Annotated in this window: 12 protein-coding genes; 10 read left to right on the top strand and 2 right to left on the bottom strand. The window is 71.7% G+C overall.

From position 1 onward, the window contains the following. Window positions 1-18: 18 nt before the first annotated feature. The 3 genes from ABT171_RS36750 (at window position 19) to ABT171_RS36740 (ending at window position 4,333) form a co-directional block, all read left to right on the top strand. On the top strand, window positions 19-2,118 hold the full coding sequence (locus ABT171_RS36750) for an alpha-galactosidase (RefSeq protein ID WP_351250755.1): 2,100 nt from the start codon (window positions 19-21) through the stop codon (window positions 2,116-2,118). Window positions 2,119-2,469: 351 nt separating this feature from the next. Next, complete coding sequence (locus tag ABT171_RS36745; protein WP_351250754.1) at window positions 2,470-3,387, top strand: M23 family metallopeptidase; 918 nt, start codon at window positions 2,470-2,472, stop codon at window positions 3,385-3,387. A gap of 160 nt (window positions 3,388-3,547) precedes the next feature. Beyond that, window positions 3,548-4,333, top strand: coding sequence for an SGNH/GDSL hydrolase family protein (locus ABT171_RS36740; protein ID WP_351250804.1), 786 nt, complete (start codon window positions 3,548-3,550; stop codon window positions 4,331-4,333). A 123-nt stretch (window positions 4,334-4,456) separates the two neighbouring features. Here ABT171_RS36740 and ABT171_RS36735 read toward each other — a convergent pair whose 3' ends face one another. Together ABT171_RS36735 and ABT171_RS36730 are read right to left on the bottom strand one after the other, a co-directional pair. Further along, complete coding sequence (locus ABT171_RS36735) at window positions 4,457-5,071, bottom strand: TetR/AcrR family transcriptional regulator (RefSeq protein ID WP_351250753.1); 615 nt, start codon at window positions 5,069-5,071, stop codon at window positions 4,457-4,459. A gap of 71 nt (window positions 5,072-5,142) precedes the next feature. Then, the gene (locus ABT171_RS36730) at window positions 5,143-6,327 is read right to left on the bottom strand and encodes a glutamate dehydrogenase (RefSeq protein ID WP_351250752.1); all 1,185 of its coding nucleotides are present in this window, start codon (window positions 6,325-6,327) and stop codon (window positions 5,143-5,145) included. Window positions 6,328-6,629: 302 nt separating this feature from the next. On the opposite strand from ABT171_RS36730, the gene ABT171_RS36725 reads away from it, so the two are divergent. From ABT171_RS36725 to ABT171_RS36695, 7 genes are all read left to right on the top strand, one after another. Further along, window positions 6,630-7,814, top strand: coding sequence for an MBL fold metallo-hydrolase (locus ABT171_RS36725; protein WP_351250751.1), 1,185 nt, complete (start codon window positions 6,630-6,632; stop codon window positions 7,812-7,814). A 355-nt stretch (window positions 7,815-8,169) separates the two neighbouring features. Beyond that, window positions 8,170-9,858: an ABC transporter substrate-binding protein gene (locus ABT171_RS36720; protein ID WP_351250750.1), complete on the top strand. Its 1,689-nt coding sequence runs from the start codon at window positions 8,170-8,172 to the stop codon at window positions 9,856-9,858. Further along, window positions 9,813-10,799: an ABC transporter permease gene (locus ABT171_RS36715; protein WP_503078216.1), complete on the top strand. Its 987-nt coding sequence runs from the start codon at window positions 9,813-9,815 to the stop codon at window positions 10,797-10,799. Before ABT171_RS36720 ends, ABT171_RS36715 begins: the two co-directional genes overlap by 46 nt. Further along, complete coding sequence (locus ABT171_RS36710; RefSeq protein WP_351250748.1) at window positions 10,796-11,788, top strand: ABC transporter permease; 993 nt, start codon at window positions 10,796-10,798, stop codon at window positions 11,786-11,788. The genes ABT171_RS36715 and ABT171_RS36710 overlap by 4 nt, the downstream gene beginning before the upstream one ends. After that, window positions 11,785-12,636, top strand: a complete 852-nt coding sequence (locus ABT171_RS36705; protein WP_351250747.1) for an ABC transporter ATP-binding protein — start codon at window positions 11,785-11,787, stop codon at window positions 12,634-12,636. The genes ABT171_RS36710 and ABT171_RS36705 overlap by 4 nt, the downstream gene beginning before the upstream one ends. Next, a complete protein-coding gene (locus ABT171_RS36700; protein WP_351250746.1) occupies window positions 12,633-13,619 on the top strand; it encodes an ABC transporter ATP-binding protein in 987 nt (328 codons plus the stop codon). The genes ABT171_RS36705 and ABT171_RS36700 overlap by 4 nt, the downstream gene beginning before the upstream one ends. Further along, complete coding sequence (locus tag ABT171_RS36695; RefSeq protein ID WP_351250745.1) at window positions 13,616-14,896, top strand: alpha/beta fold hydrolase; 1,281 nt, start codon at window positions 13,616-13,618, stop codon at window positions 14,894-14,896. Before ABT171_RS36700 ends, ABT171_RS36695 begins: the two co-directional genes overlap by 4 nt. Window positions 14,897-14,909: the final 13 nt, after the last annotated feature.

Raw genomic sequence — 14,909 nt, 5'->3', positions numbered from 1 at the left:
ACCTGTGAGGTCTTTAGCGTGGTGGACATCTCCGAAGACGGTCGTACCTGGCTCCTGTCGGGGCCCACCAGCAGTTACGCCCTGCATCTCACCGGCGCGGACGAACTGCTCCATCTGCACTGGGGGCCTCGCATCACCCTCGCGGACGCGCAGGCCCTGGCGAAGGACCCGCTGCCCGGCTACCGGCCCTTCGAGTCCCCGCTCGACGGCCGCGAGGAGTACCCCGTCGAGGGCGGCCCCCGCTTCGTCCGCCCCGCCCTGTCGGTGCGCACCGCCGAGCGCCGCGGCACGGAGTGGACCTTCCAGGGGTACGAGGCGGTCGGGACGGAGGGCGACGAGCTGCGGCTGCGCTTCGACGACGACGGCCTCGCCGTCACCCTGCACTACCGGATGCGCGGCGATGTCGTGGAACGCCGGGTGACGGTGCGGAACGGCGGACACGCGCGCGTGGAGCTGCTGCGCGCCGACGCCGCCACCTGGACCCTGCCCGACCGCGAGGGCTGGCGGCTGTCCCAGCTGCACGGCCGCTGGGCCGCCGAGTCGCGCCTCACCACCGCCCCGCTCACCTACGGCGAGAAGGTCATCGGCAGCCGCCGCGGCCACACCGGCCACCAGCACCTGCCCTGGGTCGCGCTGGACACCGACGCCACCGAGGAGCACGGCGAGGTCTACGGCTGCGCGCTCGGCTGGTCCGGCTCCTGGCGCATCGCGGTCGCCCAACTCCCGGACGCGCGCGTGCAGATCACCGGCGGCGCCGGCTACGACGACTCGGGCCTGTTGCTCCTTCAGCCGGGGGAGTCGTACACCACCCCGGTCTTCGCGGGCCTGTGGAGCGACGGCGGCTTCGGCGGCGCGAGCCGCACCTGGCACGCCTACCAGCGCGCGTACGTCATCCCGGACGCCGGCCATGACCGGCCGGTCCTGTTCAACTCCTGGGAGGCGACGACCTTCGACATCTCCGAGGAACAGCAGCTCGCGCTCGCCCGCCGGGCCGCCGGGATCGGCGTGGAGCTGTTCGTCGTGGACGACGGCTGGTTCGGCGCCCGTACCAGCGACCGCGCGGGCCTCGGCGACTGGACCCCCAACCCCGCCCGCTTCCCGCACGGCCTCGGCCCCCTCGCCGACCGGGTGCACGGCCTCGGCATGCAGTTCGGCATCTGGGTCGAGCCCGAGATGGTCAACCCGGACAGCGACCTGTACCGCGCACACCCCGACTGGGTGCAGTACCAACCGGGACGCAAGCGGACAGAACTGCGCAACCAGCTCGTCCTCAACCTCGCCCGCGAGGACGTCCAGGAGTACCTCTGGGAGCAGCTGGACACCCTGCTCTCCACCGTGCCGGTCGACTATGTGAAGTGGGACTTCAACCGCTGCTTCACCGACGCCGGCTGGCCCGGGGAGCCGTACCCGCAGCGCCTGTGGGTGGACCACGTCCGCGCCCTGTACGCCCTGCTGGACCGGCTGCGCGCCGCCCATCCCTCCGTCGCCTTCGAGTCCTGCTCGGGCGGCGGCGGCCGGATCGACCTCGGAGTCATGAGCCGCACCGACCAGGTGTGGACCTCCGACAACACCGACCCGCTGGACCGGCTCGCCATCCAGCACGGCTTCAGCCAGATCCACCCCGCCCGGATCATGGCCGCCTGGGTGACCGACAGCCCGAACACCCAGCTCAATGGCCGGATCAGCTCCCTGCGATTCCGCTTCGTCAGCGCCATGGCGGGTGTCCTCGGGATCGGCGGTGACCTCACCGGGTGGACCGATCAGGAGCTGGCCGAGGCCCGGCAGTGGGTCGATCTCTACAAGGAGATCCGCCCGGTCGTCCAGCGCGGCGACCTGTACCGGCTGCGCCCTCCGGCCGGTGGTCTCAGCGCCGTCCAGTACGTCCTGGGTGAGGAGACGGTGGTCCTCGCCTGGCTCCAGGCGCAGAGCCACGGCGAGCCCGTCCCGGCGTTGCGTCTGCGCGGACTCGACCCGGCGGCATCGTACGAATGCCGCGAAACGGGTGCAGTCCACCGGGGTGCCGTACTGCTGCACCACGGGCTGCGCCCCGCCCTCAGGGGCGACCTGGATGCAACGGTTATCCGGCTGCGCCGTATCCAGGCCTATCGCCCGAATTAATCCCCTTCATCGCAACTTGCTGGGGAATGGCGACTCATAGCCGGGTGCGCGTGAGGAGCGTCATATGTGTGACCGTGCGTCGCAGGTCATGTCCACGTAATCACCCCGGGGAAAAGGGAAATCGAAAGGGTGCGGGAGGCGGAAATGCACGGAGGGTGACCGTGAATTCCCGTACCCGATCTTCGGAAAGGCGAGCGGCGGGAACCCGATGCTTGTTTCCCCGCGTCTTGCTCGCTTACGTTCGCCACCGATCCGGACGGACCGCCGAATCCCGCCGCCGTCCGAAGTCCCACACACCTGACCCGTGTTCGGCAGCAGCGTGCCCCTCGCAGCGCCGGAGAGGAATGCGCCATGCCTGGTAAGGGCAAGCACCGACGCCCCAAGCCCCCGCGCTTTTCCCGCTCGATCGCCGTTGCCGGAACCGGTGGCGCCGCCCTGGCCCTCCCGCTCGTCGGAACCACCGGGGCGCATGCCGCCACCACCGCGCGGCCGGTTTCCGCACAGGCCGTGCAGTCCCCTCCCGCCGCGGTGAACGCCGTGGTGGACAAGGCCGCCGCGCAGCGGGATTCCGGCGTCCGCACCTACACGGTGAAGACCGGCGACTGCCTTTCGCGGATCGCCTACGAACAGCACGTGGCGGGCGGCTGGCACCGCCTGTACGCCGACAACCGGCCGGCCGTCGGCGACGACCCGTCGCTGATCCACCCCGGCCTGAAGCTCGCGCTCGGCCACCGGGCCGCAGCGGCCCGCACCGAGCCCGCCGCGCCGGGCCGGCCCTCCGCCGACTCGCACCCCGCCACGTCCCAGGCGGCCCCGGCGCACAGGGCCTCCGGCGCCGCCACGACCACGACCGCCGCCACCGGCTTCACCCTCCCGGTCACGGGCGCCGCCATCGGCACCGGCTACCACGTGCCCGGCAGCATGTGGTCCAGCGGCTACCACACGGGCGTCGACTTCGTCGTACCGACCGGCACCCCGGTCAAGGCCGTCGCCGCGGGCACGGTCGTCTCCGCCGGCTGGGGCGGCGCGTACGGCAACCAGGTCGTCCTCAGGCTGGAGGACGGCCACTACGCGCAGTACGGCCACCTCTCCCGGCTCTCCGTCTCGGCCGGGCAGACCGTGACCGAGGGCCAGCAGGTCGGCCTGTCGGGCGCCACCGGCAACGTCACCGGCCCGCACCTGCACTTCGAGATCCGTACGACCCCCGACTACGGCTCCGACATCGACCCGGTCGGCTACCTGCGCGAGCACGGCGTCGCCGTCGTCTGAAGCCGTCCGGCCGTCGGTGTGCCGCTATTCCGGGTTGGCAAACCATTTAAGGGTGTCATATATCACCGATCGTCAACCCCTCCCTACGGTCGCGTAGGTCACATCCGAAGGTGAATCATGGTCCGACGTGGCAGACGATTCGAAGAATGACACCAAATCAGTGATCGGGTCGTACGTGGCGGTGGGGGACAGCTTCACCGAGGGCGTCGGCGACCCCGGGCCCGACGGGGCGTATGTGGGCTGGGCCGACCGGTTCGCGGTACTGCTCGCCGACCGGCGGCCCGAGGGCGACTTCAAGTACACCAATCTGGCGGTCCGCGGGAAACTGCTCGACCAGATCGTGCAGGACCAGCTCCCGCAGGCCGTCGAACTCGCTCCGGACCTGGTCTCCTTCTGCGCGGGCGGCAACGACATCATCCGCCCCGGCACCGACCCGGACGAGGTGGCCGAGCGCTTCGAGCGTGCCGTGGTCCGGCTGACCGAGGCGGCCGGCACGGTGATGGTGACGACCGGCTTCGACACCCGTGGTGTTCCCGTGCTGAAGCATCTGCGCGGCAAGATCGCCACGTACAACGGGCACGTCCGGGCCATCGCCGACCGGTACGGCTGTCCCGTGCTCGACCTGTGGTCCCTGAAGTCCGTGCAGGACCGCAGGGCGTGGGACAGCGACCGGCTGCACCTGTCGCCCGAGGGGCACACGCGCGTGGCGCTGCGCGCCGGCCAGGTCCTCGGCCTGGAGATCCCGGCCGACCCGGAGCAGCCGTGGCCGCCGCAGCCGCCCCGGGGCACGCTGGACATCCGCCGCGACGACGTCCAGTGGGCCCGTGAGTACCTGGTCCCGTGGATCGGCCGCCGCCTGCGCGGCGAGTCCTCCGGCGACCATGTCACCGCGAAGGGCACCCTGTCCCCGGACGACATCAAGCTGCGCATCACCTCGGTGGCCTGACCGGCACCGGCGATGCCCCGCACCGCCCCTACCCGCGGCGCGGGGCATCGCCGGTGTCCGGCCGGCCGGTGTCCGCCGGCGGGGCCCCGCCCGGTACGGCCGGTCCGATACGAGGAAAAAAACCTAGCGTTGGGTCAACGCCTCGCGTTCCAGGCCCAGTTCACGGGCCAGCGCGTCGTCGGCCCATTCCTGCGCCCGTGTCCGCGGCACCGCTCCGGGGTACGAGGTCAGCTGCACGGCCAGCCCGTCCAGCAGCGCGGTCAGTCGCAGCGCGGCACCGGCCGGGTCGGCGCAGGCGAACTCGCCGGCGGCCACGCCCTCGGCGATGACGTCGGCGATCGCCGCCTTCCACCGCTTGTCGAGGTCCCGGGTGACCTCCCGCAGCGCCGGCTCGCGCAGGGCCACCGCCCAGCCCTCGATCCACAGCCGCCAGCCCTTGGCCTGCCCGGTCGGCGCGTACCAGCGCACCGCGGCCCGCAGCCGGCGCAGCGCGGACGTCCGCCGTCCCAGCAGCTTGCGCAGATGCGCGAGATCGTCCTCCGCCGCGTAGGCGAACGCGGCCGCGACCAGCTTCTCCTTCGTCGAGAAGTGGTACAGCACCAGCGCGTTGCTCACCCCGAGCGCCGCGGCCACGTCGGCGATCCTGACCGCCGCCACGCCCCGCGCCTCGATCTGCCCGATGGCCGCCCGCAGCAACTCCTCCTGCCGCTCGGCCACGCTCAACCGCACTCTCGCCACCCGCTCACCCTAGTGGGGGGCGAGCGCGGGGGGCCGAGCGGGGGTTGCGGCACCTTCGGCTGCCGGGTCCGTCACCGGTACCACCCGAAGCGGTCCGCGATCACCGGCAGCCGGTCGGTCACCAGGGCGTGGGCCGCCGCGCGCGGGGTCGTACCGTCCGCGTCCGCACGGTCGAGCACCAGCCCGACCAGGGCGTGCATGGAGCGCCGGATGTGCGCGAAGGCCTCGTCGGCGTCGGGGCCGATGTCGCCGAACAGGGTCCACCACCACCAGGCGTTCGTACCGGAGTTGACCACGACGTCCGGCAGCACGGTCACCCCGCGCGCCGCGAGCAGCTCCTCCGCCTCCGGCAGCACGGGCATGTTGGCGGCCTCCACGATCCAGCGGGCGCGGATCCCTTCCTGGTTGCCGGTGTCGATCGCGTACGACACGGCCGCCGGCACGAGCACCTCCGCATCGGCGGACAGCCAGGCGTCGCCGGACAGTTCACGGTCGCCGGGGCGCAGCACACCGCGGTCGACGGTGCCGTAACCGTCCCGCGCGGCCAGCAGCGCCTCCACGTCGAGCCCCGCCGGATTGGCGATGGTGCCCTTGACGTCGGCGACCGCCACCACCGTGAGCCCCGCCCGCGCGAGGAACCGCGCCGTGGCCCCGCCCATCGTGCCGAGCCCCTGTACGGCCACCCGGGTGCCGGCGTACGGCACGGCCGCCCGGTCCAGCGCCGCGAGCACCGACTCGGCGACCCCGCAGCCGCCGGCCAGCTCGTCCAGGCCGATGCCGTCCACCTCGACGGCGAAGGCGTCCGCGAGCCGCTTGCGGGCCCTCGCCGCGTCGTCCAGCAGTGGATACACCGCCTGGATGGAGGAGACCAGGCCCGCCTCGGCGGCCGCGCGGTCGACCAGGTCCTGGCTGAGGCCCAGGTCCTCGCCGGTGGTCCACAAGCTCTCGACGTACGGCCGCATGGCGCGCAGATAGCGGACGAGGAGCCCGTACGCCTGCGGGTCCCGCGGATCGCAGTCGATGCCGCCCTTGGCGCCGCCGAGGGGGATGTAGCGGGCCTCGGGGTCGTAGTGCAGGGCCTCCTTCATCGTCATGCCGCGGGCGAGCCCCGCCACCTCCTCCAGGGTGCAGCCGGGGCGCATCCGCAGCCCGCCGCTGGCCACGCCGCGCACCAGCCGGTCCACGACCAGGAAGCCCCGGCGGCCGGTGACATGGTCGGTCCAGACGAGCGACAGCAGGGGAGCGGGTGCGGTCATCGCGTCTCCTCGGGGACGGTGCTTCAGACGGGGGACCGGGCCGGTCAAGGGCCTCGGTGCGGGCGCGCGCCGGTGTGGCGGGGCGGCCCGCGCGCGTGCCGGGGCCGCGGCCGTCGCGCCGCCGGGATCCACCTCTCTCTACTGAATGACGAGTCAGTATTCAGAGGCGGTCCGCGCCCTGTCAATGTGCTGAACGCAGGGTCGGTGGCGCGTGCCGGGGCCGTGCCGGCGCCCCGACGGTCCCGGGCTGTCGGAGGGGCCGACCATAATGGGGGGCCTCACCCACTCCACCGGGAGGTACCGTGACCGGATCGCGTTCCTTGAGCTCCGGGCTCCGCACGCTGCGGCCGGCGGCCTTCGGCGCGGACCCGGGTGGTGAGCGCCTGGCACGCATCCGCCGCTCCCCCCACTTCAAGGACGGCGTCTTCCAGAACCCGGGCGGTACGGCACGCACTCGGCCCTCCGGTTCCACGCGGGACATCGCCAAGGTGTTCCTGGACAAGGACACCCGCCCCCTGCGCGCCCCGAAGGGCACCGTCCCGGTGCATCCCACGACCTTCGCCGACCTGGCCAGACCGCCCGCCACCCGACTGCGGCTGACCTGGATGGGTCACTCCAGCGTCCTCGCGGAGATCGACGGCCACCGTGTGCTGTTCGACCCCGTCTGGGGTGAGCGCTGCTCCCCGCTGCCCTTCGCCGGACCCAGGCGGCTGCACCCCGTGCCGCTGCCGCTGGCCGCGCTCGGGCAGGTCGACGTGGTCGTCATCTCGCACGACCACTACGACCATCTGGACCTGCCCACGATCAAGGCGCTGGCGGGCACGGACACCCTGTTCGCCGTGCCGCTCGGTGTCGGCGCCCACCTCGAACACTGGGGTGTCTCCCCGGACCGGCTGCGCGAGCTGGACTGGCACGAGTCGACCCGGGTCGGCGGGCTCACCCTCACCGCCACCCCGGCCCGCCACTTCTGCGGCCGCGGTCTGCGCAACACCCAGCACACCCTGTGGGCGTCCTGGACCGTCGCGGGCGAGGAGCACCGCATCTTCCACAGCGGTGACACGGGCTACTTCGACGGCTTCAAGGACATCGGCGCGGCCCACGGGCCGTTCGACGCCACGATGATCCAGATCGGCGCGTACAGCGAGTTCTGGCCCGACATCCACATGACCCCCGAGGAGGGCCTGCGCGCCCACCTCGACCTGCAGGGCGGAGTGCCGCACGGCGCGCTGCTGCCGATCCACTGGGGCACCTTCAACCTCGCCCCGCACCCCTGGGCCGAGCCGGGGGAGTGGACCTTGGCCGCGGCCGGCGCGGCCGGACAGGCAGTCGCCCTTCCCGCGCCGGGCCAGCCCTTCGAGCCCGCCGGCGACCTGCCTGCACGCCCCTGGTGGCGGGATGTCTCCTCGCCGCTGCACCGTAAGTGGCCTGTGCCGGAGATCATGCCGGTGGCGTCCCCCGACGACCTCGACCTTGTGGGGGAGGTCTGACCGCGGAGGAGCCGAGGCGCGTCACGGAACCCTTGCGGCCATGCCGGCGGCCGAGCGGGAGCGGGCCCTGCGGGTCGTGACGATGAGTCGCGCACAGCGCTGACAGGGAAAGGACTGTGCCGTGCCGGGCCCCGGTCGACGGCCACGCCTGCTGATGCCGGACGAACCCTCGATGGGGTTGGCCCCTCTCATGGTTGCGGCACGGTGCTGGAGCCGGCGGTGTGCGCAGGGCGGCGCCGTACCCCCTGGCCCATAACCTCATGTTATGGGGAGATGAGGGCTCCCCGAAGAGGGCGGACACCGGTCAGCCTTCCTTCCACACCTGTGATATGTCACATGGCAAAGGGAGTCCGCTGTGAGAACAAGACGAGCCGGGCTGGTCATGACGGCGGCCCTCGGACTCGTCGCCGTGGCCGGCTGCGGGGGAGCCGGCCACGGCGACGGCGGCGGGCAGGGCAGGGCGGCGGGCAGGGGCGGCACGCTGTACGTGCTGTCGCCCCTGGACCTGGAGCACCTCGACCCGGCCCGCAACTACGTCACTTCGTCCGAGGACGTGGGCCGCCTCGTCTACCGGACGCTGACGACCTTCGCGGCGGCGCCGGGCCAGGCCGGGGGCAAGATCGTGCCCGACCTGGCGACAGACCTCGGGCGACCCGGCAACGGGGCGAGGACCTGGACCTTCACGCTCAAGGCCGGCGTGAAGTACGAGGACGGCCGGCCCATCACCAGCAAGGACATCAAGTACGGGGTCGAGCGGACATTCGAGGCGGAGCTGCCCGAAGGGCCGCCGTACGCCCGCATGTGGCTGGCGGGCGGCGCCGCATACAAGGGCCCCGCCAAGGACAAGTCCGGGATCGCTTCGATCGAAACCCCCGACGACAGGACGATCGTCTTCCAACTGAACCGCCCGGTGGCCGACTTCGGCTCCGCTGTGTCGTTGCCGATGTTCGCTCCCGTACCGGCGGACAAGGACACCGGTGTCGCCTACGACTCCAGGCCCTTCTCCTCCGGCCCCTACAAGATCGCGGAGTTCGAGCTCAAGAAGGAGCTCACGCTGGTCCGCAACACGCACTGGAGTCCCGCCACCGACTCGGTGCGCAAGGCGCTCCCGGACCGGATCGTGATGGATCTCAACCTGGATCCGGCGGTGATCGACCAGCGGCTCATCGCCGGTGTGGGACAGGACGCCGACGCGGTGGGGTTCGAGCCGATCACGGCGGCCTCCGTCGGACCGGTGATGGGCGACCCGGCACTTCACCGGCGACTGGTCATAGGCGGCTCGATCAACACCCGGTATCTCAGCATCAACACCAAGCACAAGCCGCTGGACGACATCCGGGTGCGGCAGGCGATCGCGTACGCCCTCGACAAGGACGCGCTCCGCACCGCTCGCGGCGGACCGGTCGCCGGGGACATCGCCACCACTCTGCTGCCGCCGTCGACGCCGGGCTTCGCCGCCGACGATCCCTACCCGAGCCCGGGCGACAAGGGGGATCCGGCCAAGGCGAAGGCGCTGCTCGCCGCGGCCGGCCATGCTTCGGGCATCACCCTCACCCTCGACGCTCCGGCGACCACCACGGGCAAGGCGCAGGCCGAGGCGGTGCAGGCGTCCCTGGCCCGGGTCGGCATCACGGTGCACATCAACGCGATCGCGACGTCGGCGTTCTACAGCACGGTGGGCAACACCTCCCAGGAGCACGACCTGGTGATCGCCGGCTGGTCGTCCGACTGGCCCGGTGCCTCCACCTACCTGCCGATCGTCTTCGACGGACGGCAGATCACCGCGCAGGGCAACAACAACTACGCGCAGTACGATTCCGCCGAGGTCAACGCACGGCTGGACCGGATCGCCAGGATGAAGGACCCGGCCGCCGCCGCGACCGCTTACGGGCAGTTGGCCAAGGACATCATGCGGGACGTACCCGTCGTGCCCTTCCTGTGGGACAAGGCACCCGTCCTCGTCGGGCCGAACGTCGCAGGGGCCTACGGCCACATCGCCTGGGTCGGACGTCTGGACCTGGTCTCACTGGGGCTGCGCAAGTGACCACGACGCTCTCCACCTCGGTGGCGTCCGGCACGACACGTCGTTCCGGACGACAGGAAGCATCCTCGGTGCGGCGGCTGCTGGCGCAGCCGTCCGCGGCGGCCGCGCTCGCGGTGGTCGTCGCACTGGTGTCACTCGCGCTCGCGGCCCCCTTGATCGCCTGGGCCGTCGGCACCTCGCCCACGGAGTTCCACAGTGACGCGGTGGACCCGGCGCTCGGCGGGCTGCCGCGCGGCGTGGCGGGCGGGATCAGCAGCAGGCACTGGCTGGGAGTCGAGCCTGTCAGCGGCCGGGACATCCTGGCACGTGTCGTCTACGGCGCACGGGTCTCGCTGCTGATCGCGGTACTCGCCACCGCCATGTCGCTGGTGCTGGGCACGGCGCTCGGACTGGCCGCCGGCTTCTTCGGCGGCTGGACCGACGCTGTGATCGGCAGGCTGATGGACCTGCTGATGTCGTTCCCCAGCTTGATCTTCATGATCGCGCTGATCTCCGCCGCGCCCGGTGTGAACCGGCAACTGCTCCTGGTGGTCGTGCTCGGCTTCTTCGGCTGGCCCTACGTCGGGCGCATCGTGCGCGGACAGGCGATGGTGCTGGCCCGCGGGGAGTTCGTGGCCGCCGCGCGGGTGCTCGGCGCCTCCCGGCGCGCCCTGCTGGTGCGGGAGGTGCTGCCCAACCTGACCGGGCCGGTCCTCGTGGTGGCGACCATGTCGATCCCGAGCTACATCGCCACGGAGGCGGGCCTGTCCTTCCTCGGCGTCGGGGTGGTGCCGCCGACCCCGTCATGGGGCCAGATGATCGCCTCCGCCGTGCCCTGGTACGCGGCCGACCCCGTCTACTTCCTGGTCCCCGGCGCCTTCCTGTTCGTCACCGTCCTCGCGTTCAACGTCCTGGGCGACGCCGTCCGGGACGCCCTCGACCCCCGGAGCAAGCGCCGATGATCCTCTATGCGCTCCGCAGGCTGGCCGCGACGGCGACGATCCTCCTGGTGATCTGCGCTGCCACCTTCGCGATCTTCTACCTGATGCCGGCCGATCCCGCGCAGGGGGCCTGCGGCAAGGCCTGCAGCCCGGAGCGGATCGCACAGATCCGCACCACCCTCGGCCTGAACCACTCGCTGCTCGTGCAGTTCCGCGACTATCTCTTCGGCATCTTCGCCGGCCGGACCTACGGCACCGGGGCACAAGCGGTGCAGTGCCCGTTCCCCTGCATGGGCTTCAGCTTCCAGACCCATCAGCCCGTATGGCAGTTGCTGACGGACCGGCTGCCGATCAGCGTCTCGATCGCGGCGGGCGCGGCGGTGCTCTGGCTGGCGGTCGGCGTCGCGGCGGGCGTGGTGTCCGCTCTGCGCCGCGGCAGCGTCTGGGACCGGACGGCGATGGCGGCCGCCCTCGGCGGCGTCTCACTGCCGATCTACTTCACCGCGCTGGTGCTGCAGTACCTGCTCGTCGTCAGGCTCGGGGTGTTGCCCTATCCGCACTTCGTCCCGGTCGGCGCCGACCCGGTCGGCTGGGCCCAGTCGCTGCTCATGCCCTGGATCACGCTGGCGATGCTCTACGCCGGCGTCTACGCCCGGATCACACGCGGCGAGATGCTCGACAGCCTCGGTCAGAACTACGTCCGCACCGCCCGCGCCAAGGGCCTGCCCGAGGCGGTCGTGCTGCGGCGCCACGCACTGCGCCCGGCGCTCATGCCCATTGTGACGATCTTCGGGATGGACATCGGTGCGCTGCTCGGCGGCGCGCTCATCACCGAGTCGGTGTTCGGCCTGCCCGGCGTGGGCAAGCTCGCGGCCGACTCGATCAACAGCGCGGACCAGCCGGTGATCCTGGGCGTGACGCTGTTCGCCGCGGGCTTCGTGGTGCTCGCCAACGTCCTGGTGGACCTGGTCTACGCGGTCCTGGACCCGAGGGTGAGGGCCGTGGGATGACCTTGCTGACCGTACGTGAGCTGACCGTTGACTTCGATTCCGGGGTACGTGCCGTGGACGGGCTGGACCTGGACCTGGAGGCCGGGGCGGTGCTCGGCGTGGTCGGCGAGTCGGGCAGCGGAAAGTCCGTCACCAGCCTCGCGATCATGGGTCTGCTGCCGGATGCCCGGGTCAGCGGGGAGATCCGGTTCGACGGGCAGAACGTCACCGGTATGGGCCGGCGCGCCCTGCGCAGACTGCGCGGGGACCGGATCGCGATGATCTTCCAGGATCCCCTGTCCTGTCTGAACCCCTACTACCCGGTGGCGTTCCAGATCGCCGAGGCGTACCGGGCGCACCGCGGGGCCGGCCGCCGCGAGGCGCATCGCGTCGCGGTGCGGATGCTGGACCGGGTCGGCATTCCGGAGCCCGAGCGGCGCGCCCGCGCCTACCCTCACGAGTTCTCCGGCGGCATGCGGCAGCGGGTGATGATCGCCATGGCGCTCTGTCTGGAACCCGACCTGCTCATCGCCGACGAGCCGACCACCGCGCTCGACGTCACCGTGCAGGCCCAGATCCTGGAGCTGCTCCGGGAGCTGCGGGAACAGTCCGGCACGGCGATCATGCTCATCACCCACGACATGGGTGTGGTCGCCGGACTGGCGGACCAGGTCGTCGTGATGTACGGCGGCCGTGCGGTCGAACGCGGCGCGGTCCGCGAGGTGTTCTACCGGCCGCGGGACACCTACACCAAGGGGCTGCTCGCCTGTGTGCCGCGCGTCGACGGAGCGCTGCCGCACCGTCTGCCCACCTTGCAGGCACCCGTCGTGGAACAGGCATCGCCCGGCACACCGGAGGTGACGCCGTGACGGCGCCGCTGCTCGAAGTCCAGGACCTGGTCAAGCGCTTCCCGGTGCGGCACGGCCTGACCCGGCGGCTGGCCGGCCATGTCGCGGCCGTTGACGGGGTGTCCCTGCGGGTGGACGCCGGGGAAACGCTCGGCGTGGTCGGCGAGTCGGGCTGCGGCAAGTCGACGGTCGCCCGGTTGATCACCCGTCTGGTCGAGCCCACCGCCGGCACGATCCGCATGGCCGGCCGGGAACTGGACCAGCTGGACGAGGCCGCGATGCGACCGGTCCGCCGGGACCTCCAGATGATCTTCCAGGATCCGTTCTCGTCGCTCAACCCCCGCAAGACGGTCAGGCAGATCCTGACCGCTCCGTTCCGTTACCAGGGGCTCGCCCCCGACCAGCCGGTGGAGCACCTGCTGGAGCGGGTCGGCCTGCGGCCCGAACACGCCGACCGTCATCCGCACGAGTTCTCCGGCGGCCAGGCCCAGCGCATCGGTATCGCCCGGGCACTGGCACTGCGGCCGAAACTGGTGGTCTGCGACGAGCCCGTCTCCGCCCTCGACGTGTCCGTGCAGGCACAGATCCTCAACCTGCTCCAGGACCTCCAGGACGATTTCGGGCTCGCCTATGTCTTCATCGCACACGACCTGGGCGCCGTCCGCCAGATCAGCACCCGCATCGCCGTCATGTACCTGGGCACCGTGGTGGAGACGGCCGGCCGCGACACGCTGTTCGCCCACGCCGCGCACCCCTACACCCATGCCCTGCTGTCGGCGGTTCCCCTGCCCGACCCGGACGCCGAACGAGTCCGCGAGCGCATCGTGCTCCGCGGGGACCTGCCCAGTCCGCTGAATCCGCCCAGCGGCTGCCCGTTCCGGACCCGCTGCCCCAAGGCGGCCGGGATCTGCGCCGCCGAGCGGCCGGCACTGCGGCTGATCGCTCCGGGCCAGGAAGTCGCCTGCCACCTTCCCGAGCCGTTGACCGACGAAGGAACCCCATGACCCGCACCTACCGCCTGCCTGGTCTGGCCGTGACCGATCATGTCCTCACCGTGCCGCTCGACCATGCCGATCCGGCCGGACCCTCCATCCAGGTCTTCGCGCGCGAGCTGGTCGACCCGGCTCTGGCCGGGCGGAAGCTGCCCTGGCTGCTCTATCTTCAGGGTGGCCCGGGAGGCAAGTCGCCGCGGCCGTCGAACGCCACCTCCGGCTGGCTGGCCCGTGCCCTGAAAACCCACCGGGTGCTGCTCCTGGACCAGCGCGGCACCGGCCGCAGCAGTCCGGTCACGGCCCGGTCGGCCGAGCGGTTCTCCTCCGCCCGGGAGCTGGCCGGCCATCTCTCCTTCTTCCGCGCCGACTCGATCACCGCGGACGCGGAACTGATACGGCATCAGCTGTGTGGTGACGAGCCGTGGGAGACGCTCGGCCAGAGCTACGGCGGCTTCATCACCCTGACGTATCTCTCCCGGGCTCCCGAAGGGCTGCGTGCCTGCTACGTCACCGGCGGTCTGCCCGGACTGGACGCCACCGCCGACGCCGTGTACACCGCGACCTATCCGCGGGTCGGCGGCAAAGTGGCCGCCCACTACGACCGCTACCCCGGCGACCGCCGGCTGGTCCGGCAGATCGCCGACCTGCTCGACCGGCACACCGTCCGCCTGCCCGACGGCGACCGGCTCACCGTGCGCCGGTTCCGCACACTGGGCCTGATGCTGGGGATGGGCGACGGCTCCGAACGCCTGCACTGGTTGCTGGACGAGGCCACCGCCCCTGACGGCGAGCTCTCGCCGACCTTCCTGTACCAGGTGATGAATCTGACGGCCTTCGCCGACAACCCGCTCTTCGCCGTCTTGCAGGAATCCGTCTTCGGGCAGGGGAAGACCCCCACCGGCTGGGCAGCCGCCCGCGTCATGGCCGCCTTCCCGGAGTTCGACGAGGACGCCGATCCGCTGCTGTTCACCGGTGAGATGTTCTATCCCTGGATGTTCGCGGAGATCGCGGGACTGCGCCCTTTCGCGGAGGCGGTCGAGTTGCTCGCCGAGCGGTCCGACTGGCCCCCGCTCTACGACCCGCCGAGGCTGGCTGCCAACCGCGTCCCGGTGGCCGCAGTGATCTACCACGACGACATGTACGTGGACGCGGACCTGTCGTTGCGGACCGCGCGCTCGGTCGGCGGGCTGCGCGCCTGGGTCACCAACGAGTGGGAGCACGACGGTGTCACCGCCTCGGGTGACCGCGTCCTGGCCCGCCTGATGGACATGGCGGCCGGACGGTCCTGACGTCCGGTCGCCG

The sequence above is a fragment of the Streptomyces sp. NPDC001851 genome (assembly GCF_040297165.1).
Classification (GTDB): domain Bacteria; phylum Actinomycetota; class Actinomycetes; order Streptomycetales; family Streptomycetaceae; genus Streptomyces.
This window is presented reverse-complemented; position numbering and strand designations above follow the sequence as displayed.